This is a genomic window from Tenacibaculum aquimarinum (assembly GCF_022478115.1).
GTDB classification, from domain to species: Bacteria; Bacteroidota; Bacteroidia; order Flavobacteriales; family Flavobacteriaceae; genus Polaribacter; species Polaribacter aquimarinum_A.
The window spans coordinates 940,482-967,478 of sequence record NZ_JAKGSC010000001.1 but is presented as its reverse complement, the minus strand read 5'-3'; the positions used below and the strand labels follow the sequence as shown (position 1 = coordinate 967,478).

At 31.6% G+C, this 26,997-nt stretch carries 23 protein-coding genes and 1 tRNA gene; 16 read left to right on the top strand and 8 right to left on the bottom strand.

The genetic code is table 11. The annotated features are described in order from the left end of the window. The first annotated feature begins 9 nt into the window (after positions 1-9). On the top strand, positions 10-3,993 hold the full coding sequence (locus L1S33_RS04555; protein WP_240561399.1) for a hypothetical protein: 3,984 nt from the start codon (positions 10-12) through the stop codon (positions 3,991-3,993). 71 nt (positions 3,994-4,064) lie between these two features. Here L1S33_RS04555 and L1S33_RS04550 read toward each other — a convergent pair whose 3' ends face one another. The 4 genes from L1S33_RS04550 to L1S33_RS04535 are packed head-to-tail and all read right to left on the bottom strand — an operon-like array spanning position 4,065 to position 10,708. After that, positions 4,065-7,589, bottom strand: a complete 3,525-nt coding sequence (locus L1S33_RS04550; protein WP_240561398.1) for an efflux RND transporter permease subunit — start codon at positions 7,587-7,589, stop codon at positions 4,065-4,067. Positions 7,590-7,601: 12 nt separating this feature from the next. After that, on the bottom strand, positions 7,602-8,774 hold the full coding sequence (locus tag L1S33_RS04545) for an efflux RND transporter periplasmic adaptor subunit (protein WP_240561397.1): 1,173 nt from the start codon (positions 8,772-8,774) through the stop codon (positions 7,602-7,604). Between the two features lie 10 nt (positions 8,775-8,784). Further along, positions 8,785-10,107, bottom strand: coding sequence for a TolC family protein (locus tag L1S33_RS04540; RefSeq protein WP_240561396.1), 1,323 nt, complete (start codon positions 10,105-10,107; stop codon positions 8,785-8,787). A 4-nt stretch (positions 10,108-10,111) separates the two neighbouring features. Beyond that, positions 10,112-10,708 (bottom strand): TetR/AcrR family transcriptional regulator, encoded by a 597-nt coding sequence (locus L1S33_RS04535; RefSeq protein WP_240550748.1) that lies wholly within the window; start codon positions 10,706-10,708, stop codon positions 10,112-10,114. A 127-nt stretch (positions 10,709-10,835) separates the two neighbouring features. On the opposite strand from L1S33_RS04535, the gene L1S33_RS04530 reads away from it, so the two are divergent. From L1S33_RS04530 to L1S33_RS04515, 4 genes are all read left to right on the top strand, one after another. Beyond that, the gene (locus L1S33_RS04530) at positions 10,836-11,807 is read left to right on the top strand and encodes a polyprenyl synthetase family protein (RefSeq protein ID WP_240550749.1); all 972 of its coding nucleotides are present in this window, start codon (positions 10,836-10,838) and stop codon (positions 11,805-11,807) included. A gap of 131 nt (positions 11,808-11,938) precedes the next feature. After that, positions 11,939-12,012: transfer RNA gene (locus L1S33_RS04525), tRNA-Ile, on the top strand. A 173-nt stretch (positions 12,013-12,185) separates the two neighbouring features. Further along, a complete protein-coding gene (locus L1S33_RS04520) occupies positions 12,186-12,371 on the top strand; it encodes a PID-CTERM protein-sorting domain-containing protein (protein ID WP_240561395.1) in 186 nt (61 codons plus the stop codon). A gap of 188 nt (positions 12,372-12,559) precedes the next feature. Further along, positions 12,560-12,721 carry a PID-CTERM protein-sorting domain-containing protein gene (locus L1S33_RS04515; protein ID WP_240550782.1) on the top strand — a complete coding sequence of 54 codons (162 nt, stop codon included), beginning with the start codon at positions 12,560-12,562 and terminating at the stop codon, positions 12,719-12,721. Between the two features lie 2 nt (positions 12,722-12,723). Here L1S33_RS04515 and L1S33_RS04510 read toward each other — a convergent pair whose 3' ends face one another. Further along, positions 12,724-13,311 (bottom strand): riboflavin synthase, encoded by a 588-nt coding sequence (locus L1S33_RS04510; RefSeq protein ID WP_240561394.1) that lies wholly within the window; start codon positions 13,309-13,311, stop codon positions 12,724-12,726. Positions 13,312-13,370: 59 nt separating this feature from the next. Between L1S33_RS04510 and pdxA the strand changes: the two genes are divergently transcribed. The 11 genes from pdxA to L1S33_RS04455 all read left to right on the top strand — a co-directional run bounded on the left by pdxA (position 13,371) and on the right by L1S33_RS04455 (position 22,272). Further along, positions 13,371-14,405 carry a 4-hydroxythreonine-4-phosphate dehydrogenase PdxA gene (gene pdxA, locus L1S33_RS04505; protein ID WP_240561393.1) on the top strand — a complete coding sequence of 345 codons (1,035 nt, stop codon included), beginning with the start codon at positions 13,371-13,373 and terminating at the stop codon, positions 14,403-14,405. A gap of 71 nt (positions 14,406-14,476) precedes the next feature. Further along, positions 14,477-15,013, top strand: a complete 537-nt coding sequence (locus L1S33_RS04500) for a YceD family protein (protein ID WP_240561636.1) — start codon at positions 14,477-14,479, stop codon at positions 15,011-15,013. 1 nt (position 15,014) lies between these two features. After that, positions 15,015-15,209 carry a 50S ribosomal protein L32 gene (gene rpmF / locus L1S33_RS04495; RefSeq protein ID WP_072556647.1) on the top strand — a complete coding sequence of 65 codons (195 nt, stop codon included), beginning with the start codon at positions 15,015-15,017 and terminating at the stop codon, positions 15,207-15,209. Between the two features lie 165 nt (positions 15,210-15,374). Continuing rightward, the gene (locus tag L1S33_RS04490) at positions 15,375-16,370 is read left to right on the top strand and encodes a beta-ketoacyl-ACP synthase III (RefSeq protein WP_240561392.1); all 996 of its coding nucleotides are present in this window, start codon (positions 15,375-15,377) and stop codon (positions 16,368-16,370) included. Between the two features lie 28 nt (positions 16,371-16,398). After that, positions 16,399-16,875: an acetyl-CoA carboxylase biotin carboxyl carrier protein gene (accB, locus tag L1S33_RS04485; protein ID WP_240561391.1), complete on the top strand. Its 477-nt coding sequence runs from the start codon at positions 16,399-16,401 to the stop codon at positions 16,873-16,875. A gap of 88 nt (positions 16,876-16,963) precedes the next feature. Further along, a complete protein-coding gene (gene accC / locus L1S33_RS04480; RefSeq protein ID WP_240550787.1) occupies positions 16,964-18,304 on the top strand; it encodes an acetyl-CoA carboxylase biotin carboxylase subunit in 1,341 nt (446 codons plus the stop codon). A gap of 91 nt (positions 18,305-18,395) precedes the next feature. Next, complete coding sequence (locus tag L1S33_RS04475; RefSeq protein ID WP_240561390.1) at positions 18,396-18,857, top strand: Lrp/AsnC ligand binding domain-containing protein; 462 nt, start codon at positions 18,396-18,398, stop codon at positions 18,855-18,857. A 16-nt stretch (positions 18,858-18,873) separates the two neighbouring features. Next, entirely contained in the window at positions 18,874-19,455 is a 582-nt protein-coding gene (locus L1S33_RS04470; RefSeq protein WP_240550789.1) for a HupE/UreJ family protein, read from the top strand. A gap of 44 nt (positions 19,456-19,499) precedes the next feature. Then, the gene (locus L1S33_RS04465; RefSeq protein ID WP_240561389.1) at positions 19,500-19,922 is read left to right on the top strand and encodes a deoxycytidylate deaminase; all 423 of its coding nucleotides are present in this window, start codon (positions 19,500-19,502) and stop codon (positions 19,920-19,922) included. Beyond that, on the top strand, positions 19,915-21,489 hold the full coding sequence (locus L1S33_RS04460; RefSeq protein ID WP_240561388.1) for a S41 family peptidase: 1,575 nt from the start codon (positions 19,915-19,917) through the stop codon (positions 21,487-21,489). Before L1S33_RS04465 ends, L1S33_RS04460 begins: the two co-directional genes overlap by 8 nt. Positions 21,490-21,507: 18 nt before the next feature. Continuing rightward, complete coding sequence (locus L1S33_RS04455; protein WP_240561387.1) at positions 21,508-22,272, top strand: UDP-2,3-diacylglucosamine diphosphatase; 765 nt, start codon at positions 21,508-21,510, stop codon at positions 22,270-22,272. A 52-nt stretch (positions 22,273-22,324) separates the two neighbouring features. Here L1S33_RS04455 and L1S33_RS04450 read toward each other — a convergent pair whose 3' ends face one another. Genes L1S33_RS04450 through L1S33_RS04440 form a run of 3 tightly spaced genes read right to left on the bottom strand, consistent with a single transcriptional unit; the run spans position 22,325 to position 26,974 of the window. Next, complete coding sequence (locus tag L1S33_RS04450) at positions 22,325-23,158, bottom strand: hypothetical protein (RefSeq protein WP_240561386.1); 834 nt, start codon at positions 23,156-23,158, stop codon at positions 22,325-22,327. A gap of 16 nt (positions 23,159-23,174) precedes the next feature. Beyond that, complete coding sequence (locus L1S33_RS04445; protein WP_240561385.1) at positions 23,175-24,035, bottom strand: hypothetical protein; 861 nt, start codon at positions 24,033-24,035, stop codon at positions 23,175-23,177. Between the two features lie 11 nt (positions 24,036-24,046). After that, positions 24,047-26,974 (bottom strand): TonB-dependent receptor, encoded by a 2,928-nt coding sequence (locus L1S33_RS04440; RefSeq protein ID WP_240550794.1) that lies wholly within the window; start codon positions 26,972-26,974, stop codon positions 24,047-24,049. Positions 26,975-26,997: the final 23 nt, after the last annotated feature.

Sequence of the window (26,997 nt, the reverse complement as noted above, 5' to 3'; positions counted from 1 at the left end):
AAAAATATTATGAATTTTAAATCTCTTTTTTGTGTCTTATCACTTACACTGGTTACTTTTATGAGTAATGGACAGTGCTTAAGTGATAATTTTGATACAGGATATGGTAACTGGGGAGGAGGATCAGGAACCTATCAAAATACAACGGCTGGAGTAACAAGTGATGGTACTGGTTTTAATGATACAGGAGATGATATTATTACAAATTCAGTCGTAACCAATCCAAATGTTATGACTTTTTGGTTGGCTAGAACCTCAAATACTTCAAATAAAACAATTAGTATTCAATATTCAACTTCTAATGTTGGTCCATGGACAACTGCAAGAGACATAGTTGTATCTGAAGTAACAACAATACACCAAGAATTTACTGTTAATTTAAATTTAACAGGAGATTATTATTTAAGAATTGCAATGACCCAACGATCAGGAGGTTCGTATTATTTAGACGATGTAGAGGTTACTTGTGGTGCAAGTGGTTGTTCATTAGATTCTTCGGGATTATCATCTATAACATGTAATGATAATGCAACAAACTCAGATAATACAGATGATTATATTACGTTTGATTTAAATCCAACTGGTTCAGGAATTGGGTCTAATTATACAGTGACTGTAAGTAGTGGTACTATATCACCTTCTGCGAGTGTTGCGTATGGATCATCAACTTCTTTCACATTACAAAACGGAAGTGCAGGTGCTGGAGATGTTACAATTACAGTTACCGATGATACTGATGGAACTTGTTCTTTAATAGAAACAATTACAGATCCAGGATCATGTTCTTTAGGACCTACAACTAATTGTTTATCAGAAGATTTTGTAACTTTTTCTGACTGGACAAATAATGGCACTTCAATTGACAACGCAGCTATTCATTATGGAGCTGCAGCTCCATGTAGAGCTTTAGGAACTGGAGATAATCTTATCTCTCCGACAGTAAATAATCCAACAAGTTTATCATTTTACCAAGATGCTAGTAATGGCGGAAACGGCAGTACAGCAACCATAGATTATAGAATAGGAACTGGAGCTTGGACAAGCTTATATTCATTTACAGTAACAACTGCTGGTAATACAGAAACTGTAGATTTAACAAATATTGGAAGCGTAGATTTATCGACTCAAACAGACGTTACATTTAGGTTTAATTCTGGATTTAATACATGGTATTTAGATGATGTAGAAGTTACTTGTGGTACAAGTGGATGTACACCAACACATACAATTACAAGCTTTAGCCCAACTTCTGGCCCAGAAAACACAGAGATAACAATTACTGGTACAGGATTTACAACAGCAACAACAGTGAATTTTACAGACGGTGTTAGCGCAACAATTATATCTCAAACAGCAACAGAAATAATTGTTCAAGTACCAACTGGAGCTTCTACTGGTAATTTAACTATAACAGAAACTTCATGTCCTGTTGAATCATCAACAGAATTTACATTTATTTCTGGAGGAGGAGGAAATTGCGGATCTAATTCTCCAACTTCTTTTAATGGATTATTATTCTCAGGAATTTATGATGATGCAGTGTCGTCATGCCATTATTTCGAGTTATTAAACTCCACTAGCTCCGATATTGACTTATCATCTTACTCTATAGGAGTAGATAATAATTTCACCTTGGGTTCTACGCCTCCAGTAACAGGTTTTGATGCTAATTTAGCACTCTCTGGGACTTTAGCAGCTGGAGAAACATATATGGTTCAACTAAGTAGTTCAGGAGCTTGTACAGCTTGTTCTACCATTGTTCCAGATATCAATTTTACTTCAGGAGGTATTAACGACGAAGATCGTTTAGTATTATACACGGGTACAACAGTAATAGATGTTTGGCAAAATCACTCAAATGGTGCTGGTTATAATGAAGGTTATGTGTTCTCACGTGATTTTTCTAGTACAGCTCCATCTGTAACATTTGATAATAATGATTGGAATTCATCTCCTACAGCAGATTGTTTTGGTTTTTCAATAGCAATTTTTAATGAACCTATAATAACCTCTCAAACCAATAATTCAACATGTACAACAATAGAGTTTGAAATAGCAGCAACTGCTGGAGAAAGTGGAGCATTATCATATCAATGGTATTATAATGATGGAGTTTCTTTAACATGGACAGCAGTTAACACAACTAATTTACCAGGGTTTACTATTAATGGAGAAAGCACAAATCAATTGTATATTACATCTGCAGCAAATTCAATAGCAAACTTAGACAACTATCAATTTTATTGTGAAATTACAGAAGTAGGAACATGTAATATTGGTAGTAGTGCTATGAAAGTTGATTCTGACAGCTTTATAACAACAACATGGAATGGAACAACTTGGGATAATGGTACACCAACCTCTTCAATGTTTGTAGTAATAAGTGGTAATTATACAACAAATACAACAACACCAAGTTTTGATGCATGTAGCTTAATTATTGATAATGGGGTTACATTAGATATTACAGCAGGAAATTATGTTAACATAGTAAATAATTTAACTGTTAATGGAACTTTGGAAATAAGACATGAAGGTTCATTAGTACAGCAAAACGATTTAGGTACTGTAGATGGAACTGGAACAACTAACGTACACAAAACTACTCCAGCATACACCGAGTATGATTACACATATTGGTCATCTCCCGTACAAAACGAAACTGTAGAAAATGTTTTAGCTGCAAACCCTTCAAATTATATTTTTTATGCAGTTACACATACTTTTAATGATAGTGACAATGATTCTTTTGATGATGAAGGAGACGATTGGGTAGTTGCATCAGGAAATTTAACTCCAGGAATTGGATTAATAGCAATGGGAGAAGGCTCTTTTACCACTCCTTTATCTTCGTTACCTTACCCAACCTACACACAGTCTGTAATTTTTTCTGATGATGTTAATAATGGAGAAATAACTATTGATGTTTCTGAAGATAACGATTTAACAGATTCTTCCTTAAATCAAAATTTATTAGGGAATCCTTACCCATCAGCAATTGACCCAGTAGCTTTTATTAATGCAAATTCTGGATTAGAAGGCACATTGTATTTTTGGTCTCATAGAACTTTTATTTCAAACTCCCAACCAGGTCCAGATGCTTATAATTTTACTAATGCTGATTATGATAGCTACAACTTAGCTGGCGGAGTTGCTTCTGGAGCAGGAGGACAGGTATCTTCAAGCTTTAAGATAGCTTCAGGACAAGGATTTTTTGCAAATGTAACTGATGCTTCTGTTGACGTTGTTTTTAACAACGCTATGAGGCTTACAACTGAGAATAATTATTTTTACCGAAACCAAACTACTGAACAAGATAGGATTTGGATTAATTTAACAACACCTAACAATGTTTTTAGACAAGTCTTAATTGCATTTTTTGATAATACTACCCCAGGTTACGATAGAGCATATGACGGAAAACGCCTTGAAGTAGGTAATGATTATGATTTTTATTCTTTAATTGAAGAAGAAAAGTACGCAATACAGTCTAGAGAAACATTTGATTCATTAATTACAATTCCTCTAGGACTTAAAGTTACTCAACCAGATACTCTTACAATAAGTATTGCAAATTTAGAAGGTGCTTTGAGTGCTTCAGAAGTATATCTTGAAGATAAAGACCTAAATATTATTCATGATTTAAAAAATTCTGATTACACATTTAACTTAAGTAGTCCTGGAAATTATAACGATCGCTTTAAACTCAGGTTTAATAATAGTGTTCTATCTGTTGGTGACGAAATTACACCTAAAGAAAATTTAATAATATTTCAAGAAGACAAAGACTTTATTAGTATTAAAACATCTAAAAATAAAGTTATAAAAAATATAGAAATATATGATTTACTGGGTAGAACTTTAGCAAATAAGAAAACTAACTCTTCAATTGTTAGTATACCTTCTACAAATTACAACTCTGGGAGAGTATTAATTGTTAAAGTTTTATTAGAAAATAAAACTCAATTAATAACCAAGTACATAAAAAAATAAACATTAAATATTATTTATAAAAAAAGGGGTGGAAAATTTTCTACCCCTTTTTTTGTTAACAAAAAATATTTTTAACCTTCTTCTAACCTTTTTTCAACTTCAAATAGGTTTTGAGGTTCTAACTCAGTAGAGGTTGTATTTCTTTTTAACCACATCTTAAACTTAGTAATTAAAAAGAATAGAATTGGCACCACTATTAACGTTAAGAAAGTTGCAATTAACAAACCATATATAACTGTCCAAGCTAAAGGTCCCCAGAAAACAACATTATCTCCTCCAAAATATATATGAGGATTTAACTCACTAAACAACGTAAAGAAGTTAATATTTAAACCAATTGCCAAAGGAATTAAACCTAAAATAGTTGTAATTGCTGTTAATAAAACAGGTCTTAAACGTGCTCTACCGGCTTGTACTATTGTATTAAATAACTCTTCCTTTGGTAAAAATTGATTTTCTTCTAAATCTAGTTCAACTTTCTTTCTATCTATTAGCAATTGTGCATAATCTAATAAAACTACCCCGTTATTAACCACAATTCCTGCAAGAGAAATAATCCCCATCATTGTCATCATAATTACAAATGGCGAACCAGAAATAACCAAACCTCCAAATACTCCAATAAAGCTTAAAAATATAGCTAACATTATAATTCCTGGTTTAGAAACTGAGTTAAATTGGAATATTAAAATAAAGAATATTAAAGCTAAACCTGTAAAAAATGCCCCAACCAAAAAGTTCATTTGCTTTTCTTGCTCTTCTAACTGACCTGTATAATCAATTTTAATTCCTTTAGGTAAATTTTTAAAGTTTTTCATCTCTTGCCTAATCTTACCAACAACAGCTCCAGCATCTGTTTCTCCTGGTGCTAAAGCAGAATATACAGTAACAACACGTTTTATTTTTTTATGCTTAATAGCACTAAAACCCGAGTTGTTTGATTGCATTGCTACAGCTGAAACTGGAATTTCCTTAACAGTACCAGATGCCATATCTCTAAAAATAATATTCTGATTGAATACTGCACTTTTATTATATCTATCATCTTTATTGAAACGAACATAGATATCATAATCTTCACCATCTTCTTTATAAACACCTGCTTTATTTCCAAAAATTGAAGCCCTTAACTGTTGTCCAACTTGACCAGTAGACACTCCTAATTCTCCTGCTTTTTTTCTATCAACAAGAACCTTCATTCCTGGCTTATCCCTATTCACATCAATTTTTAATTCATCAATACCAGAAATACTTCTTGTATTAATATAATCTCGCATTCTTTGAGCAGTATGAATTAATTCTGCATAATCATCACCTTGGATTTCAATATTAATTGGAGATCCAACTGGCGGTCCATTTGCATCTTTTTCAACAGAAATTAATACTCCAGGATAAATACCAACCAAAGCAGTTTGTACTTTTTGACGCAATAACTCACTATCTAAACCTCTTCTATATTTATATTCTCTCATAGAAGCTGTAATTTTTCCTTTATGCGGCATTTCGGCTGCAGAGCCTCCATCTGTTTGAGGATTTCCTGCACCTTCACCAACTTGAGAAACTACACTTTCTATCATGAAGTTATAATCTCCATCCATATAATCATCGCTATATAAAACGGTAGAAACTTTTTCTTCAATTAGTTTTGTAATGTTATTTGTCTTCTCAATATCAGTTCCTTCAGGATATTCAATATATACAATAATCTGATTTGGCTTATTGTCTGGGAAAAACTCAACTTTTGTTCTTTGTGTACTTAAAGACCATCCAAAAGACATAAATGCTATAATTAACAATACAAAAGTGCTTACTGTCAACACATAAGGAGTCCAACCAGATAAAGCTCTTTTTAGTTGTCTTTCATACCAAGCTTCTAAGCGTGGTAATACTTTATTTTGAAAACTATTTGCCCAATTTCTTAAGAAAAGTCTATAAACCCACAACATAATTGCGGTAAAAATCATTAAAGTACCAATAGCTCTATAAGGACCGCCAATTAACAAAATAAGAACACCTATAACTGCTATTATACTAGTAAGGATAATAATTTTTTTAAGAGGCATATTTTCATCTTCCACACTCATAAACTGTGAAACTAACACAGAGTTAAAAAATATTGCAACTAATAATGAAGACCCTAAAACAGTAGATAAAGTTATTGGTAATAAAACCATAAAATCTCCCATAACTCCCGGCCAAAGACCTAAAGGAATAAAGGCTGCTACAGTTGTTGCAGTAGAGATAATAATTGGAAAAGCAATTTCGCTAATACCTTTTTTTGCAGCATCAACTCTACTCATTCCTTCTTCATCCATTAAACGATAAACGTTTTCTACAACTACAATACCATTATCCACTAACATTCCAAGCCCCATAATTAATCCAAAAAGAATCATGGTGTTCATTGTATAACCTAACATGCTTAGCAACATTAAAGACATAAACATAGACATAGGAATTGCAAACCCAACAAAAACTGCGTTTTTAAAACCTAAGAAAAACATTAAAACTACAACCACTAGAATTACTCCAAAAATGATATTGTTTACCAAATCATCTACTTGACCAATTGTTTTTGGTGATTGATCATTTGCAATAGTAACTTTTAGATCCTTCGGAAAATGATTTTCTACAGCATCATTTACAATTAATTGTATTTTTTCAGCGGCAGCTACCATGTTTTTACCTGCACGTTTTTTAACATCAAGCATAACAACTGGTGCTCCTTTTTCTCTTGCGTAGGTAGTTTTATCTTTATCTTTAAAAGATACTTTAGCTACATCTTTTAAATAAATAGGATTATTAAATTCCGATTTAATAACAAAGTCTTCTAAATCAGATGGTTTTTCTACTTCTCCAATAATTCTTATTGTTCTTCTTTGTCCGCTTGTTATAAAATTACCAGCAGACATTGTTACATTTCCGTTACCAATTGCATTGGTAATGTCTGAGAAACTAACTTTTGCAGCCATCATTTTGTAAACATCTACTGCAACCTCAACTTCTTTATCTTGAGCACCTCTTATATCTGCTTTCTTAATTTCAGGTAAATCCTCAATTTCATCTTGTAAATATTCACCAAATTCTTTTAGCTTATAAACAGGATAATCTCCAGAAATATTAATATTTAAGATTGGCATTTCTTCAGACATACTTAGATTAAAAACATTTGGCTCTACTTTAGCGCCGTTAAATGTTGGCCAATCTTCACCAGAAGTTTCTGTATCTATTTCATCTTTTACTTTTTGTTTTGCCTGATCTACAGAGATATTTTCATCAAACTCAACTATAACAATAGAGTAATCTTCTTGAGATGTTGAAGTAACCTCTACAACGTTACTAATTGTCTTTACCTTATCTTCTAAAGGATCTGTAATTAACTTTTCTATATCTTCCGCTGTATTACCAGGATATACCGTACTAATGTATATTTTAGTTTCTTTTACTTCCGGGAAGTTTTCTCTTGCCATACTAAAGTAAGCCGAGATTCCATAGAAAAACAATACAGCCATTATTACATAAATAGTTGTTTTGTTATTAATTGCCCAAGAAGATAATTTAAACTCCTTTTCTACTTTCTTTTCTTGTTTCGTCATCTTAAATGAAGTTTATTTATTGATAACCTTTACAGTTTGGCCATTGTTTACACTTCTAGCTCCTTCTTCAATAATTTCTGTTCCAACAGGTAGGTTTGCTAAAACCTCAATTAAATCTCCCTGTGTTTTACCTGTTACAATAACTATTCTTTCTGCAGTTGCTTCTTGGTTTGCGTTTTTATCTTTAATAACATAAATAAATTGCTCTCCATTAGCGTTTTCAGAAATAATACTTTGTGGAATTAAAACTGCTTTTGCATCTGTATAATCATTAATTTGAAGTTTTGCTGTTAGATTTGGCTTTACATTTCCGTCTTTATTTTTAACAGGAACTTCAATTTTAAACGATCTATTATTAGGGTTAATAAAACTTCCAACCTGTCTTACTTTACTTACCAAACTTGCACCAAGAACAGGAAAACTGACTTTTACTTCTTTGTTTTTAGTAATACTTGTAATATATCTTTCTGGAACCTCTGCCTCTACATACATATTATTCAAGTTTACAACTCTGAAAATTTCAGAACCTTGACCCGGAGCAACAACTGTTCCCGGCTCTTTTATAACATCATCTATTACTCCAGAAAAAGGAGCTCTAATTGATGCTTTTGCCTGTTGACTTTTAAGCTGATTTAAACTGTTTTGCTGCGCTTCGTAATTAGCTTTGGCTTGTAAAAATTGAATTTCAGATCCAATTTTCTCGTCCCATAAACGTTGCTGACGCTCAAAAGTAGTTTTTGCCAACGCTATATTAATTTCCATTTGTGCAACTTGACTGCCTAAACCACCATCATCTATAACAGCAAGTAATTGTCCTTTAGAAACTCTTTGTCCTTCTTTAACCAGAATTCTTTTTAAAATTCCAGGCATTTCTGGATATACTAAAATATTTTGTTTTGTTTTTACATTTCCTTGCAATTCTAAGTAATGATTAAAAGCAGTTTCCTTAGCTATAAAAGTTGTAATTAAAGGAAGTTTCTTAACAGAATCCTTTTCTGAAATAGCACTATTTATTGCTTCTAAATCTTTATTAATAACCTCTAAACTTGCTGTTATTTCTTTCTTTTTAGCAATTAATTCTTTTAAACTTCCTGTTGAAACTAAATTTTCGACAGATACCGTTTTTTTCTCTCCACAAGAAATAAAAACTAGTGCTATTACTAATAATGAATATATTTTTCTCATTGCCTGATAATTATTTGATTGGTAAGTTTAATGCGTTTTCTAATGTTGCTTTATTGGCAATTATGTTTAACATAGATTGCACAAAATTGTTTTGTTGAGCATACAATTGTTGTTGTGCTTGAAAAAGCTCGAAACTTGTTGCAACACCTTCTTTAAATTTAATTTGATTTTTATTTTCTATACGTTCTGCAAGACCTAAATTCTTTTTAGCAGTTTCGTAATTTTCTATACTTAATTGATAATTACTTCGTGCTTGTTTTGCTTGTAAGTTTAAACGTTGTTTAATTTCTTCTAACTCTATATCAGAATTTTCTAAAGCAATTGTTGCTTGTGCTGTTCTAGCATTTCTAGCTCCACTGCTAAATATTGGTACATTTAAACTAACTCCAAATACAGAAGTTGGTATCCAGTTTTGAGAAGAATTAAAAAACGTAAATGAATCTGAATTTGCTAAATATGAATAATTTATAAAAGCATTTAAACTTGGTAAAGCCTTACTTTTTTCTAACTTCATCAGTAAACGATTACTTTCTCTACTATTTTCTGCAATTTTATAATCTATATGATTGTTTAAATTAAATTCTGTTGTTATTAAATTTAGATCTGTATTTTTAAGAACTAAGTCTTCCAAAGAATCTTTTAAAACAACTTTAGTTTCAATTTCAATTCCTAAAGTTAGGTTTAGCATTTGGTAAGCTAAATCCTTCATACGATTAGCATTTCTAATACTACTTATTATGCTACCTTCTGTTACTTCAAATTGTTCAACATCTTCTTGTTCAGCTAAACCATTCTCATATCCTGCTCTAGCTCCCTTAAGTAACCTAGCATTTACCTTCTTGTTACGTTCTAAAATTTCGATAGATTTTTCTGCAACTAAAATATTTCCATAAGCATTAATAACAGCTTCTCTAGTTACAAGTTCTTTTTTTTCTTTAGCCTGATTAGATATTTTTAAATACGTTTTTGCAGATTGAAGTCCAACCAAGTAAGAACCGTCAAATAATAATTGACGTAAAGTTGCGGTACCTGTTATTGATTGTTTTGCTCCAAAATCTACTGTCCCATCTTGATCAAAATCCACTCCAGGAAACTGTTGCTTTATATTATTTATATAGTCAATTTTCGCATCAATCTGAGGTAAACCAATTGTTGTGGTTTCCCATTTACGCTTTTCAGCAGCTCTAATATCATTTTTAGCAGTTTTACTCTGATAGCTATTTGTTATAGCATAATTAATAGCTTCTTTTAAAGACAAACTCATCTCTGTTTCTTGAGCTTGAGTTAAGCTTACAAAAAGCAACATAATAAACATGTATAATACTCTCTTCATTTAATTATTCTTTTAACTGATTTTCTAATATTTGAATTCCTTTTTCTGTACAAATTCCTCTTAAATGATATTCTAAATAGTAGTTCATTAATTGGTTCATTGAAAACTGCTTTAATGGAAATAAATCAATATCTTTTATTGCTATCATTCCATTAAAATAAATTCTTGCAATAAAATCATTATCGAGATTCTTCCTATACAAATCTTGCGCAACACCTCTCACTAAATTTTCTTTAATACAACCTTGCATAAACTCAAACTGTTTTAACTTTAGTGACGCAAAAATTTTAGGATAATACTTTTGCAATTGATATTGTGGCGACGATTTTTCATCCTTTAAAAAATTCATTATAAAATGCTTAACTTCAAACAGTTCTATAATTGGATTTTTCTTCTGTTCATTAATAATATCTATTCCATCACAAATTTGACAAAACATGGTTGATGTAACCTCATCAACTAACTCTGTCTTGTTTTTAAAATGACTATAAATAGTTTTCTTAGACACGCCAATTTCCTTAGCAATGTCATCCATAGTAACACTCTTAAACCCTAGGTTTAAAAACATTTCTGTTGCTGTATGTAATAACTTATCTTTCATAAACTGGACGCAAAGATACAGCAGGAAACTTTAGAAACAAAAAAAGTTTCCAAAGTTTTAATCATTTTTTAACATTTCAATAAAATTGAATAAATAGATTACCGTATTTTTACAAAAAATTAAAGATTTGGATATTTTACACTATCAAAAAGAGTTTCTTTCTTATTTAAACAGTAAAAAATGGATAAACGAGCCAAGAAATCTATATGAGCCTATAGAATACATTTTACAATTAGGAGGTAAAAGAATGCGCCCAATACTAACATTAATGGGTTGTCATATATTTTCTGATGAATATAAAAAATCGCTTCCTGCAGCTTTAGCTATTGAGGTTTTTCATAATTTTACATTGGTACACGATGATATTATGGACGACGCACCGTTAAGGCGCGGAAAAGAAACTGTTCATGAAAAATGGAATTTAAACACTGGAGTACTTTCGGGTGATGCAATGCTAATTTTAGCGTATCAATACTTCGAAAACTACGAACCTATTGTATTTCAAAAGCTAGCAAAGTTATTCAGCAAAACTGCATTAGAAGTTTGTGATGGCCAACAATTAGATATTGATTTTGAAACAAGGAGCGATGTTACCATTCCAGAATATATAAACATGATTCGTTTAAAAACATCTGTTTTAGTTGGTGCTGCATTAAAAATGGGCGCTATTGTTGCTGAAGCTGATGAAAAAAATGCTGATTTAATTTATGAATTTGGACTAAATCTTGGTATTGCATTTCAACTACAAGATGATTATTTAGACACTTTTGGAAACCCAGAAACTTTTGGAAAACAAGTTGGCGGTGACATAATGGAAAACAAAAAGACATTTTTATACTTAAAATCACTATTACTTGCCTCAACAGAAGACAAAGAGAAGCTAAATTCTTTATACAGCACCAAACTAGAAGATAATAATGATAAAATAATTGAAGTAAAAAACATTTTTACTTCTTATAAAATCCCTGAAGAAACGCAAAGCATTATAAAAGAGTATACCGAAAAGGCTTTTAAGACACTCGAAATTTTAGATATTTCAGAAGAAAACAAAATGAATCTTAAAAATTTTGGTTTACAATTGATGCAAAGAGAAGTCTAAAATATATTGATATTGAATGCATTAAAAAAAATAAACTAATTTTTTAGCGTAAAAAATACAAATTATTAAAGAATAAGTTATTTTTATGTTGATTATGTTGAAAAAATAACATTAATTTGCAGTCTGAAAATGGTCCTATAGCTCAGTTGGTTAGAGCACCTGACTCATAATCAGGTGGTCCGAGGTTCGAGTCCTCGTGGGACCACTTTAATTTTCAAGCCTTTACAGAAATGTAAAGGTTTTTTTATTTAACAGTAAATTATTGCGTTTTTTAACTTAGAGTATTAATAAATTTTCAACTTTAACTATTCTTTTCTTGTTTTTAATTCAAAAACCATATATTTGGCGCAAGAATCAAATTCTAAACCCTAAAATAAATTGAGAAAATCCCTATTTTTCTTATTCTTTTTTTGTGTTATAAACACATATTCTCAGATTGGACCTCCATGTCCTTCCCCCCCTTGTCTGCCAACTGGACCAGGTCTTCCTATTGATGGTGGAATTTCTTTTTTAATAGCTGCAGGAATTGCTTATGGCTACAAGAAATTAAAAGAAGAAAAGTAATTTTTAATTACCTCCTATTTTTCAACTACCAAACAACACATTTCCTATTTAGAATTAAAACAATCTAAATACGTGACTTACAAATAAATATAGTGTCTTAATAAATATTGGGACTTAACTTAGAATCTCCATTCCAAACAAAGTTAAACTCAAGATGTTAGATGCAAAAAAAAATATTTTTCTTATTCATGCTATTTACGCTCAGTGGATATTCGCAAATAGGAGGACCTCCATGCCCTTTCCCTCCATGCCTTCCTACTGGACCAGGACTTCCTATAGACGGAGGAATTTCCTTTCTAATTATAGTAGGTGTTGCTTATGGCTACAAGAAATTAAAAGAAGAAAAGTAATCTTATTGCACTTGTGTTAATCGTGCAACATATTTACCAATTACATCAAACTCAAGATTTACCTTATCATTAACTAATAAGTTTTTAAAAGTAGTATGTTCTAATGTATAAGGAATTATAGCAACACTAAATTCGTTTTTCTTTGAATTAACAACCGTTAAACTAACCCCGTTTATAGTTATAGAACCTTTTTCTATTGTAATATTATTTTTGTCGGAATTGTAAACAAAAGTAAACACAGTACTTCCGTCTTGGTCTTTTATACCTTTACAAACCCCTGTTTCATCTACATGACCTTGAACAATGTGCCCATCAAGTCTATCACCTAATTTCATTGCTCTCTCTAAATTAACTTCAGCATTAATTGAAAGATTTTCAAGATTTGTTTTTAACAACGTTTCCTTGATTGCTGTAACTGTATACTTATCATTATCTATAGCCACAACTGTTAAGCAAACACCATTATGAGCAACACTTTGGTCTGTTTTTAATTCTGAAGTAATTGTACTTTTTAAAGTAAAATGAATATTCTCTTGTTCTCTTTCTATTCTTACAACCTCTCCAAGAGTTTCTATAATTCCGGTAAACATATCGTTAAAAATTAGTTACTTTTGTTCTGTTCAAAAATAAGAACATTAGACAAGATATTATGGATAAATCAGATAAAATTATTGTTGGTATTTCTCTAGGTGATAGCAACGGAATTGGAATTGAAGTGGTTTTAAAAACTTTTAATGACAAGCGAATGCTAGAATTTTGTACGCCTGTTTTATTTGGAAATACTAAGATTGTCTCTTATTACAAGAAATTACTAAAACTAGAAAACAATATACACGGCATACATTCTTTAGATAAAATTTCTCACGGAAAAATAAACCTATTAAATGTTATAAAAGAAGAAATTCCAGTTAGTTTAGGAACAGCAACAAAACAATCTGGCGACTTTGCGCTACAATCATTATCCACAGCAACAAAAGCATTAAAAGATAACACAATCGACTTACTGGTAACAGCACCAATAAATAAAGAAAACATTCAATCAGATGAATTCACTTTCCCTGGTCATACAGAATATCTTGAAGAAAATTTAGAAGGAAAAAGCTTAATGATATTAATGACCGAGGAATTACGTATCGGTTTAATTACTGGCCATATTCCTATATCTTTAGTTGCAGAAACAATTTCAGAAGAACTAATTAAGGAAAAAGTAGAAATCATGTACACATCACTTGTACAAGATTTTGGCATAAGCAAACCTAAAATTGCTGTTTTAGGATTAAATCCACATTGTGGAGACAAAGGTGTAATTGGCACAGAAGACGATACTATTATAAAACCAACTATTGATAAAATTAAAGAATCAGGAAAACTAGTTTTTGGGCCTTACGCCTCAGATGGTTTTTTTGGATCGAAAACTTACACGCAATTTGATGGCGTTTTAGCAATGTATCACGATCAAGGTTTAGCTCCATTTAAAGCATTGTCATTTGGTAATGGTGTTAATTTTACCGCTGGACTTAATAAAGTAAGAACATCTCCAGACCACGGAACTGGTTTTGACATTGCGGGTAAAAACACTGCAAATGAAGCATCATTTAAAGAAGCATTGTTTACTGCATTAAAAATTTATAAGAACAGAAACGAGTACAAAAACCTAACTAAAAACGTCTTGAAAGTCAAATAGTTATTTTTTTTAACTCAAAGTTATTTAAACAAACAATTTTTTATATCTTTGCACGCTCAATTAGATTGATGATGAAAGACTTAAAACAATTCAACATACCGTTTGTAGGATTAAAAGAAGGAAGCCATTCGTTTGATTATCAAATTGATAAAAAGTTCTTTGAAGCATTTAAGTTTGAAGATTTTCTTGACGCAAACGTTCAAATAGATATCAATTTTGTAAAAAAAAGCACACTATTAGAGCTTACTTTTACAGCAAATGGAACCGTAAATGTTCCTTGTGACATCTCTAATGAAACGTTTAATCAAGAAATAAACTCAACTTTACCATTGGTTGTAAAGTTTGGAGAAGAATTCAATGACGAAAATGAGGAATTATTAATATTACCTCACGGAGCTTATGAATTTAGTGTTGCACAATATATCTATGAAATGATTGTATTAGCAGTACCAAGCAAAAGAATACACCCAAATGTATTAGACGGCACAATGCAGTCTGAAGCATTAAAAAAGTTAAGAAAACTAGAAGTATTCAAAGAAGAAAAAACAGAAGAAACAGACCCAAGGTGGGATAAATTAAAGAATTTACTAACAGAAAAAAATACATAAAATGGCACATCCTAAAAGAAAAATATCTAAAACAAGAAGAGATAAAAGGAGAACTCATTATAAAGCAGTAATGCCTCAAATAGCAACAGACCCAACTACTGGTGAAGCTCACTTATACCACAGAGCACACTGGCACGAAGGAAAACTATATTATAGAGGACAAATTGTTTTAGAATCTGCAGGAGCAGAAGCTTAAAAAACTCTTTAAAAATTAAAAATCCCTCAAATTTGAGGGATTTTTTCACGTATTTACGTCAAAAATGAATGTTTTTGACGTTTTTTTGGTCAAAAAGTGAAAAAAAAACACGTAATTTGAATTCTCAACTCTATTGTTAATAGGTTGATAAACAAACAACAATTTATGACTAAAATAACTGCCGCAATTACCGCAGTAGGAAAATTTCTTCCTGAATACAAACTCACAAACAAAGTATTAGAAACTTTGGTTGACACTAATGATGAGTGGATTACCTCAAGAACAGGTATAAAAGAAAGAAGAATTTTAAAAGAAGAAGGTAAAGGAACTTCTTTTATGGCTATAAAAGCTGCTGAAGATTTATTGCAAAAATCAGGAACCAATCCAGAAGAAATAGACTTAGTTATTGTAGCTACAGCAACAGCAGATATGCCAGTAGCATCTACAGCTGTATTTACTGCGTCTAAAATTGGTGCAACAAATGCTTTTGCGTACGATTTACAAGCTGCTTGTTCAGGTTTTTTATACGGAATGTCTACCGCATCTAGTTACATAGAATCTGGTAGATATAAAAAAGTTTTATTAATTGGAGCAGATAAAATGTCTTCAATAATAGACTATACAGATAGATCAACTTGCATTATTTTTGGAGACGGAGCTGGCGCAGTACTTTTTGAACCTAATACAGAAGGACTTGGTTTACAAGATGAATACCTAAGAAGTGATGGTTACGGACGAGATTTTCTAAAAATTGATGCTGGTGGTTCAATACTTCCTCCATCTGAAGAAACAATTGCAAATAAACAACACTTTGTTCATCAAGAAGGAAGAACCGTTTTTAAATTTGCCGTTTCTAATATGGCTGAAGTTGCAGAAAAAATGCTGACAAGAAATAATTTAACCGAAGAAGACATTCAATGGTTAGTTCCGCATCAAGCAAATACAAGAATCATAGATGCAACAGCTAAAAGAGTTGGTGTAAGTCCAGAGAAAGTAATGATGAATATTCATAAATATGGAAATACAACATCTGCTACTTTACCGCTATTATTGGCTGACTATGAAAGCCAACTAAAAAAAGGAGATAACTTAATTTTTGCCGCATTTGGTGGTGGTTTCACATGGGGAGCCAGCTACTTAACTTGGGCATATAACTCATAACTAAAACAACTAATTAACTCAAAAGAATATGGATATTAAAGAAATTCAAAATCTTATAAAATTTGTAGCTAAATCTGGTGCAAGTGAAGTAAAACTTGAAATGGAAGATGTAAAAATCACCATTAAAACCGGTTCAGATACTCCAGAAACAACAATTGTGCACACTGCAGCTCCAGTAGCTCAAATGCCAATTGCAGCTCCAATTGCCCCAGCACAGCCTGTTGCTGTTGCTCCGGTAGCCGCTGTAGTAAATGATGACTCTAAATATGTTACGGTTAAATCTCCAATTATTGGAACTTTTTACCGTAAACCATCTCCAGACAAACCAAACTTTGCAGAAGTTGGTACAGAAATTAAAGTTGGAGATACAGTTTGTATCATTGAAGCAATGAAATTATTCAATGAAATAGAATCTGAAGTTTCTGGAAAAATTGTAAAGATTTTAGTAGATGATTCTTCACCTGTAGAATTTGATCAACCATTATTTTTAGTAGATCCATCTTAATTTTAGATCATTAGATTTCTAGTTTTTAGAAACATTTCATTCTAAAAAACTAATAATCCAATCATCTAACTAATCTAAATTTTAAAAGATGTTTAAAAAAATATTAATCGCCAATAGAGGTGAAATCGCTTTACGTGTTATTAGAACCTGTAAAGAGATGGGAATAAAAACTGTAGCTGTTTACTCTAAAGCAGATGCAGAAAGTTTACACGTACGTTTTGCAGATGAAGCTGTTTGTATTGGTCCTGCTCCAAGTAGCGAGTCTTACTTAAAAATGGCTAACATTATTGCTGCTGCAGAAATTACAAATGCAGATGCAATACATCCAGGATATGGTTTCTTATCTGAAAATGCTAAATTTTCTAAGTTATGTGCAGAACATGAAATTAAATTTATAGGAGCATCTCCAGAAATGATTGACAGAATGGGAGACAAAGCCAACGCTAAATCTACAATGATTGAAGCTGGTGTACCTTGTGTTCCTGGAAGTGAAGGTGTTATTGAATCTTTTGAAGATTGTGAAAAGACAGCTATAGAAACCGGTTACCCTGTTATGCTTAAAGCATCTGCAGGTGGTGGTGGAAAAGGTATGCGTGCTGTTTGGAAACCAGAAGATTTAAAAGACGCTTGGGATTCTGCAAGACAAGAATCTAAAGCAGCATTTGGTAATGATGATATGTATATGGAAAAGCTTATTGAAGAGCCTCGTCATATAGAAATTCAAATTATTGGGGACTCTTTTGGAAAAGCATGTCATTTATCAGAAAGAGATTGCTCTGTACAACGTCGTCATCAAAAGTTAACAGAAGAAACTCCTTCTCCTTTTATGACAGACAAATTGCGTAATGCAATGGGTGAAGCTGCTGTAAAAGCTGCAGAATACATTAAATATGAAGGTGCAGGAACGGTAGAATTCTTAGTGGACAAACACCGTAACTTCTACTTCATGGAAATGAATACTCGTATCCAAGTAGAACACCCAATTACTGAAGAAGTTGTTGATTACGACTTAATAAGAGAACAAATTTTAGTAGCTGCAGGTGTACCAATTTCTGGAAAAAATTATTTTCCTCAAATGCATGCCATAGAATGTAGAATTAACGCAGAAGATCCATACAATAACTTTAGACCTTCACCAGGGAAAGTAACAACTTTTCATGCTCCTGGAGGTCATGGTGTAAGAATGGATACACACGTGTATGCAGGTTATATGATTCCTCCAAATTACGATTCTATGATTGCTAAATTAATTGTAAAAGCACAAACACGTGAAGAAGCAATTAATAAAATGAAGCGTGCTTTAGATGAGTTTATTATCGAAGGAATTAAAACAACAATTCCTTTTCATAGACAATTAATGGATCATCCAGATTATGTAGCAGGAAACTACACTACAAAATTTATGGAAGATTTTGAAATGAAAGCATAAACAAGTTTTTTTGTTTAAAAAATAAATTAAAAATAGCATATACACTTTTGTATGTGCTATTTTTTTATATTTATGCCTTATTGAATTAAAGATGAAGAAAAAACTAAAAATTGACGGGATAGACAAAATAATTATCAAAAGTTTGGTAAAAGATGCTCGTACACCAATTTTAAGTATTGCAAGAGAAGTTGGCATTTCTGGAGCAGCCATTCATCAAAGATTACGAAAACTAGAAGAATCCGACTTAATTGAAGGTTTTAAAATGACTTTAAACCCAAAAGCATTAGGATATACTACAACAGCTTTTGTTGGAATTTTTTTAGATTCATCTAGTATTTATTCTTCTGCCATAAAAAGGCTTAAAGAAATACCGGAAGTTGTAGAAAGCCATTATACTACAGGAAATTATGCTATTTTTATTAAAATACTATGTAAGAATAACGAAGATTTAATGCACTTACTAAATAAAGATATTCAAAATATAAAAGGAGTTTCTAGAACAGAAACTTTTATTTCTTTAGACCAACAAATAAATAGACAAATTAAAATTTAACCCTTAAACTACCCAAATGAACGATTTTATCCTCTACTTTAAAATGGGCTTATTTCACGTATTAGACATAAGAGCCTACGATCATATTTTATTTTTAATTGTACTTGCTTGCGTTTATATTTTTAGACAATGGTCCAAATTAGTTTGGTTAGTTACACTATTTACAATTGGACACTCAATTACCTTAGCTTTATCGGCTTATGGTATTTTTAATGTTCGTGCAGATTTGGTTGAATTTCTAATTCCACTAACCATTTTTATTACTGGATTTATGAATATTATAACAGCTAAAAAAGCATCCCAAGGAAAAGAAAATCAGAATTTATTTTTTGCATTTTTCTTCGGATTAGTGCACGGACTTGGTTTTTCAAATTATTTTAAAATGATGATTGGTAAAACCCAAGACAAACTTTTTCCTTTATTAGAATTCGCTTTAGGTGTAGAAGTAGCTCAAGTAATTATTGTATTAATAATTTTATTAATTGGTGCTCTATTTCAAGGAATATTTGGTGTTAGCAGAAGAGATTGGATTTTAGTAGCATCTGCTGTTGTAGCTGGTTTTGCTGCTCAAATGATGATTAACAGAGTTTTTTGGTAAATAATTAACGTATCAATAAAACTGAACTTACTAACTTAGCTTTTATGAGTGAAAAGAAATTAAAATATGATAAAGCCTATTTAAGAATGGCGCATGAATGGGGGAAACTTTCTCATTGCGACCGTAAAAAAGTAGGTGCTATTATTGTAAAAGATAGAATGATAATTTCTGACGGTTTTAATGGAACTCCAACCGGTTTCGAAAACCCATGCGAAGATGAAGAAAACTACACTAAATGGTATGTTTTACATGCGGAAGCTAACGCAATTTTAAAAGTTGCTGGTTCAACCCAATCATGTAAAGACGCTACGTTATATATAACATTATCGCCTTGTAAAGAATGTAGTAAACTCATACATCAATCTGGAATTAAAAGAGTTGTCTATGCTCAAAAATACAAAGACACATCTGGAATAGATTTCTTAAAAAAAGCAGGCGTTGAACTTATGCATTTAACTAATGAATAAAAATAATTTACCTATATATTTATCAATTGCCGTTGTATTCGGAATATTAATTGGTGTTTTTTTTAACGGCGGAAATTCTTCAACTTTAGCTTTAGGAAACTCTTCAAAAGAGAAAAAAATTAAACGTTTAATAGATTATATTCAACGAGATTATGTTGATACTGTTGATACGGATAACCTTTTAGACGGAGCTATTACAGAAATGATGGGGAAATTAGATCCGCATTCTGTATACATTCCAAAGGAAAGATTACAGGCTGTTACAGAAAGTATGCAAGGTAATTTTGTAGGAATTGGTGTACAATTTAGAATGATTGAGGATTCAATTATGGTAATTAGACCTATTGAAAATGGACCAAGCATAAAAGCTGGAATTAAAGCTGGAGATAGAATTTTAATGGCAAATAAAGACACTTTATTTGGCAAAAACTTACCTAGTAGTAAAGTTCCAAACTTCTTAAAAGGAAAACCAAACACACAAGTTAAGCTTCAAATTTATAGAAGAGAAAACGATTCAACTTTTAACGTTATGGTTAATCGTGGCAACGTAAACATTAAAAGTGTAGATGTTGCTTATATGTTAAATGACTCTATTGGTTATATAAAATTAGATCGATTCGCTAGAAATACATATAAAGAATTTAAAACCTCTTTAGATGATTTATTAGATGATGGCATGACAGATTTAGTTCTAGATTTACGTGGAAATGGTGGTGGATTTATGGACATCGCAAATAGTATTATTGATGAATTTTTAGAAGACGATAAACTAATTGTATTCACAAAAAACAATAAGGGTTTTATTGATAAATCTTTTGCTACATCCAAAGGCGATTTTGAAAAAGGTGGCTTATATGTTTTAATTGATGAAAACTCCGCATCTGCATCAGAAATTGTAGCTGGAGCTCTCCAAGACAACGATAAAGGAACCATTATAGGACGTCGTTCGTTTGGAAAAGGATTAGTACAAGAAGAAATGGATTTAGGAGACGGTTCTGCGGTTAGATTAACTACGGCACGTTATTACACTCCAACCGGAAGATCTATTCAGAAACCCTACAGTAAGTCTCAAAAAAACAACAATTCAATTGATTATGATGGTGATGTAGAACAACGTTATGAAAATGGCGAACTATTTAATAAAGACAGTATAAAAACTATAGATAGCTTACAATTTAAAACACCGAAAGGAAAAATAGTTTTTGGTGGCGGAGGAATTATTCCAGACGTATTTGTACCAATAGATACAACTGGTTATGTGCCAACTACCTTCTTTATTTCTTTAAATAGATTTGCATTTAAATATGTAGATGATAACAGAAAGGAATTATCTCAGGAAACAGTAGAAAGTTTTATGTTGAATTTTGATAAGAATGGAACAGTTTCAGACCAATATTTATCAAAATTGAAAGGTTTTAATCCATCTTATAAAACAAAAGAACAATTAAAAAAATACTTAAAAACAGTAATTGCTTCTGAATTATATGGTGAAGAAGGAATTTATAGAGCTAACCAAAAAGACGACAAAATGCTTCAAAAAGTTTTTGAGTTGGAAAGCCAAAATTAAAGCCGTTTCTTTGTTGTAATGATTACTATAAATACTTCAAACAATAAAAAAGTTTATTTTGCTTCTGATCAACACTTAGGCGCACCTACAATAGAAGCTAGTTTTCCTCGTGAAAAAAAGTTTGTTGCTTGGTTAGACGAGATAAAAAAAGATGCTGAAGCAATTTTTTTATTAGGCGATTTATTTGATTTCTGGTTTGAATACAAAACTGTTGTTCCAAAAGGATTTGTTAGAGTTTTAGGTAAACTTGCTGAAATTCGCGATAGCGGAATTCCTATTTATTTTTTTGTTGGAAATCATGATCTTTGGATGAATGATTATTTTGAAAAAGAATTAAACATTCCTGTTTATCATAAACCACAAGAATTCTTAATTAACAATAAACTTTTCTTAATTGGTCATGGAGATGGTTTAGGACCTCATGATAAAGGTTACAAACGCATGAAGAAAGTATTTACTTTCCCATTTTTTAAATGGCTTTTTAGATGGTTACATCCAGACTTAGGTGTTCGTTTAGGGCAATATATGTCTGTAAAAAACAAATTAATTTCTGGTGATGAAGATGCCAAATTTTTAGGTGAAGAAAATGAATGGTTAGTACAATATTGTAAAAAGAAGTTAACCCAAAAACATTATCATTACTTTGTTTTTGGACATAGACATCTTCCAATGGAAATTAAACTTCAAGAAAACTCAATGTATTTAAACCTTGGAGATTGGATACAATATTTTACCTATGGAGTTGTTGACAAAGAAAACTTTAAACTAAATACATATAAATAAAAAAAGGATGCTTTCGCATCCTTTTTCATTATAAAATTTTCAAACCTTTATCTTATAATTCATAAAATGAATACAATACTTGATTTGGATTTGTACTAGATGTATCTGTTGTAACACTTACACCAACAACTGCATTATCTACAAATTGTCCAGCTGGCACTTCACCTGTAAATTTTTCTACAGTTCCATCAGGAAAAACAGCATAAATTGTATAACCTAAAGGATCTGGAGATGAAGTTTGGTTAAATAAATTTAAAGCCATAAACGCATCTATAGAAGCAAGTAAATCATCATTTGGTATTAAAAATCCTGCATTACCAATACCATCTAAAGGTAAAGTCATTGGTCTTGGGTGTGTTCCTGCAGAGTTTGTTTGAACATCAGCAAACCAATCTCCTGTTGCTATATCAAAGGCACTCATACCGAACCACAAAGCTCCAGCTTCACCTAAATCATTAAACGCTAACAACTCTATACCATTAGGATTCGGCGCAGGTAAAACAAGAAAGGAAACAGATTGTTTATCTCCTAACTGAACATTATTATACAAACCTCTAACACCATCTAATGTTAAGCTATTAAAAGCTCCTGAATCATTTGGAAACTCAAATAATCTTGAAGTTTCTCCTGGAGAAAAAATCATAGTTTCAGACACACCGTTTAAAGTGTATTCTACTTGAGTATTTGTATCTAATGCTTCAGACAAACGAATATCAACAAAAGAGCTTTCTTGTGTTGCATCTGCAATAAGTTCTCCAGCTGTGCTTAAACTAACAGTGTAAACCTTAGAAGAAGGTAATGTTGGTTCATCATCATCAATAGCACATGAACTAAATACTAGAGCAAATGCTAAGATTGCAAATTTTAATTTAAATATATATTTCATCTTTTATTTTTTAAAGTTATATTTTTCCTATTACATATGTTACTTCCGATCCATTGGTAGTTTTTAATACTTCCAATGTATCTTCAATAGTACCATAAAATCCTGATGCATTAACTAAAGTACCTGTAAAATCTACAGTTTCTGTAGGAGAAACAAATTCTAAATTATAATCAATAGCACTACTTCCAGCAGACCAAACATATATTGTAAATGTAAATATGTCATCTAGCTCAGCGTCTAATAACGTTAATGTTTCTGGTGTTGTATTAAATGCAGCACCAAAATCTAAATTTGAACCCGCTGAATTAAACATTCCAAAATCAAAATCTGTTGCTGCATCTCTCCAACTTAAAGTAATTTCAGCGTCTCCAGCAGTTGTAACTACTGTTTGTAATTCGTCATAAACGTTTACAGTTCTAGATTGATTCTCAACATCATTGGTAAGTAATATAAAATTACTGTTTTGAGTTTCAGTAAAAGTTAGATTCTCAACAGCAACTGTGTATATTTCTCTAGCGTCATCTTTTGCATCATCTGCAAAAGTTAATACTAACTCTTTACTTGTTTCACCTGCAGCAAATTTAACTTCTGAGTAACTTACTTCTTGTACTCCATTAGATTCTAATGAACCATCTGAAGATGTTATTGTAAAAGTCACACTTGCTTCTAAAGGTAATGGGTTAGATAAAGAAATTTCATAATTAGCAGTACCTCCAGCTTCAAGAGCCATAATACTTGTATTGCTATCTGTAAAAGAAATTTCTACTTGTTCGGGATCAAAACTTGTTGCTTCTACAGGATCAAAGTCATCTGTTTCACAAGAAGTAAAAGCTACTGCTGCTATTGCAGCAAGTAGTATTTTATTTAAATATTTCATATTTTTTTATTTTATTTTAATGTGAAACTTAATCTAGCAAATAAGAATCTACCTCCAATACCAAATTGTTGTGCTCTTCTTGACCAATCGAAACGACCACTACTTCTATTGTTTCCTCCATCTGCTAAAGTTTGACCAGCTCTATCTGGATATACATCAAGTATATTGTTTGCTCCTACGGTTAATGTTAAATTATCAGTAGCCATAAATCCAACAGATAAATCAGTAACAATTTTATCACTAAAAACCTGTTGTCTATCTACATTTGTAGTTGCTTCTGTAACTTCTCCAAAATACACATTTCTCATAAATACATTGAACTTACCAGTAGTTAAGTTATTTGATAAACTTAATTTAGTTCTTGGAACTGCTTCCTCTAAATAAACTCTACTATCATCAGGGAAATAAGTATCCTCTAAACCAGCATTTACAATTTGTTGAGAAGAATGAATATCATCTACTTGTTTTGTTTGAGAAAATGTTCCTGATAAATCAGATTTCAAAGTCATATCATTTCCAAAACGAGCTTTATGAGTAATAACAACATCAATTCCTTTAGATTCTGTATCAATTGCATTTGCAAAGAATGATGCTGCTGTTGCATTAGCGTCTCTTAATAATTGACCAAACTCTGAATTTGAATCATCATTAGGATTACTATTGGTATCATTAGTAGTAAATTGACCTGTATAAACAACTCTATCTTCTATACCAACCCAATAACCATCCACGGTAATTTTCATGTTAGCATCTGGTAATTTAGCTGTAAAACCTAAACTTACACTTGCAGACTCCTCTTGTTTTAATTCAGGAATTCCTAATAATTTTGCTACTCTACTATCATTTGCAAACGTACCAACTTCTTGCGGGTCTCCATTTTGATCAAAAATAGTTGATGTAGAATTAAAATTTAATTGGTGTAAAGATGGCGCTCTAAAACCTGTATTAAATGCTCCTCTAACAGCAAAATCATCTGTTATTTTATATCTTGAAGCTACTTTATAGTTAAATGTTGAACCAAAATCTGAATAATTTTCAAATCTACCAGCAACACTTACTAAAAACTTCTCAGTAAGATCCGCTTCAAAATCTACATAAGCCGCAATACTATTTCTATCTCTTGAAACTTCGTTATCTGGGCTAAATCCAGGAAAAACTTGCGATCCTCCTGCTCTTGTATTTCCAAAGAAGTCTGTTGCTCCTGAAGTATTAGCTGTAACTGGTAATCCATTAGCGTCATATTGTGTGTACGATGCTTCTTCTCCTGCTTCAATTTGATAAACTTCAGTTCTATATTCTGTACCTAAGGCAACGTTAAACCCACTAAATAAATCTGGATAATTTTTAGTAAAATCTAAATTTGTTGTGTTTTGTCCAAAAGAAAATCCACCTGCATCAAACCTTGTTGGTGTAGAACTTAACATAGATGCATTTGAAGTATTAGAAATTTCATACAAGAAACTGTTTTTACCCCAAGTATTAGAAAAATCTACATCCCATTCACCAATTTTACCTCTAATACCAACACCAACAGATTGATCGTTAATTTTAGAATTAATTTCTGGCAAGAATCCGTTTATATAGGCTGGTGTGTAAGTACGTGATTGATTTGGCAGTCTATAAAAACCTGCAGAATTTCCATTACGAGAACTTATTCCAGCAAAAGAATATAATTCTGTTCCTTTATCATCTAAAGGTAATTCCATATTTGCAAAGAAACGTCCACTACGTAAACCAGACTGTCCAACTCTCATGTTATAATCGCTTCGAGTTTGCCCTCTTGCAATTAACTCAGCATCGGTTGTATCAAACCCTAAAAGACCTTGTAACTCCGCCATAGAACCTGCATTATTAATTGCATTTTTAGTTGCTAAGTCGAAATGTGTAACACCTTGCGCTAAAAACTGAATGTCTCCCATAGAAAGATTTGCTAAATCATAACCTCCAGATTGTGCAGCAACCCATTCAATAGAATTGTAAGCATTAAAAACGCTTCCTTCCCATTCTTTCATTCTACTATATGGATTTCTAAAATCGAAATCTCCTGTAAAATTAATAAAACCTCCGTCTTCGCCTAAATCAATACCATAGTTTGCAGAAACATTTACAGTTTCACCATCCATACCTCCAGTTTGCTCATTAGCATTACTAGAAAAATTAGCTCCAGTGGTTACAGATAAATTTAATTCATTTGTTGTATCGTTTAAAACAATATTAATTACACCTGCAATTGCATCAGATCCATACTGAGCTGCTGCTCCGTCTTTTAATATTTCTAATCTCTTAATAGCTGCAGCAGGTATTGCATTTAAATCTGTACCTACACTACCTCTACCAAAAGTTCCATTTACATTAACTAAAGAAGAGTTATGTCTTCTTTTACCGTTAACAAGTACTAATACTTGGTCTGGCCCTAAACCTCTTAAAGATGCTGGGTCAATATGATCTGTACCATCAGAAATAGTTTGTGTGTTTGATGTAAATGAAGGAGCAGCATAATTTAAAATTTGATTTAAATTCACTTGCGGGCTAGCTTGCGCTAATTCCTTTACATCTAAAACCTCAATTGGTACTGGTGTATCGATTATTGTACGACTTTTATTACGAGAACCTACTAGTACAATTTCATCTAAACTTACACTATCCTCAGCAAGAGTAATTGTAAGATAACTTGATGAAGTAACTGACTGTTCTACAGTCTCAAATCCAATTGAAGAAACTACAATTGTAGTTGGCAATTGCTTTACATTGATAGCAAACTCACCATTATCATCGGTTGTTGTACCGTTGGTAGTTCCTTTTTCTATTACATTTATGTAAGGAAGTGTCTCACCGTCTGAGCCTACAACTTTACCTTTTATTGTTTGAGCCACTAAAGAGCTACTTAATAAAATTAAAAATGCAACAAGCGTTTTCTTAAAAAAATAACTTTGTTTCATATATTTATTGGTTAATTGTTATC

Coding starts and splice junctions, on each gene's coding strand:
- L1S33_RS04555 (WP_240561399.1), top strand. CDS start 10: ATGAATTTTAAATCTCTTTTTTGTGTCTTATCACTTACACTGGTTACT.
- L1S33_RS04550 (WP_240561398.1), bottom strand. CDS start 7,589: ATGACGAAACAAGAAAAGAAAGTAGAAAAGGAGTTTAAATTATCTTCT.
- L1S33_RS04545 (WP_240561397.1), bottom strand. CDS start 8,774: ATGAGAAAAATATATTCATTATTAGTAATAGCACTAGTTTTTATTTCT.
- L1S33_RS04540 (WP_240561396.1), bottom strand. CDS start 10,107: ATGAAGAGAGTATTATACATGTTTATTATGTTGCTTTTTGTAAGCTTA.
- L1S33_RS04535 (WP_240550748.1), bottom strand. CDS start 10,708: ATGAAAGATAAGTTATTACATACAGCAACAGAAATGTTTTTAAACCTA.
- L1S33_RS04515 (WP_240550782.1), top strand. CDS start 12,560: ATGCTATTTACGCTCAGTGGATATTCGCAAATAGGAGGACCTCCATGC.
- L1S33_RS04510 (WP_240561394.1), bottom strand. CDS start 13,311: ATGTTTACCGGAATTATAGAAACTCTTGGAGAGGTTGTAAGAATAGAA.
- pdxA (WP_240561393.1), top strand. CDS start 13,371: ATGGATAAATCAGATAAAATTATTGTTGGTATTTCTCTAGGTGATAGC.
- L1S33_RS04500 (WP_240561636.1), top strand. CDS start 14,477: ATGAAAGACTTAAAACAATTCAACATACCGTTTGTAGGATTAAAAGAA.
- rpmF (WP_072556647.1), top strand. CDS start 15,015: ATGGCACATCCTAAAAGAAAAATATCTAAAACAAGAAGAGATAAAAGG.
- L1S33_RS04490 (WP_240561392.1), top strand. CDS start 15,375: ATGACTAAAATAACTGCCGCAATTACCGCAGTAGGAAAATTTCTTCCT.
- accB (WP_240561391.1), top strand. CDS start 16,399: ATGGATATTAAAGAAATTCAAAATCTTATAAAATTTGTAGCTAAATCT.
- accC (WP_240550787.1), top strand. CDS start 16,964: ATGTTTAAAAAAATATTAATCGCCAATAGAGGTGAAATCGCTTTACGT.
- L1S33_RS04475 (WP_240561390.1), top strand. CDS start 18,396: ATGAAGAAAAAACTAAAAATTGACGGGATAGACAAAATAATTATCAAA.
- L1S33_RS04470 (WP_240550789.1), top strand. CDS start 18,874: ATGAACGATTTTATCCTCTACTTTAAAATGGGCTTATTTCACGTATTA.
- L1S33_RS04465 (WP_240561389.1), top strand. CDS start 19,500: ATGAGTGAAAAGAAATTAAAATATGATAAAGCCTATTTAAGAATGGCG.
- L1S33_RS04460 (WP_240561388.1), top strand. CDS start 19,915: ATGAATAAAAATAATTTACCTATATATTTATCAATTGCCGTTGTATTC.
- L1S33_RS04455 (WP_240561387.1), top strand. CDS start 21,508: ATGATTACTATAAATACTTCAAACAATAAAAAAGTTTATTTTGCTTCT.
- L1S33_RS04450 (WP_240561386.1), bottom strand. CDS start 23,158: ATGAAATATATATTTAAATTAAAATTTGCAATCTTAGCATTTGCTCTA.
- L1S33_RS04445 (WP_240561385.1), bottom strand. CDS start 24,035: ATGAAATATTTAAATAAAATACTACTTGCTGCAATAGCAGCAGTAGCT.
- L1S33_RS04440 (WP_240550794.1), bottom strand. CDS start 26,974: ATGAAACAAAGTTATTTTTTTAAGAAAACGCTTGTTGCATTTTTAATT.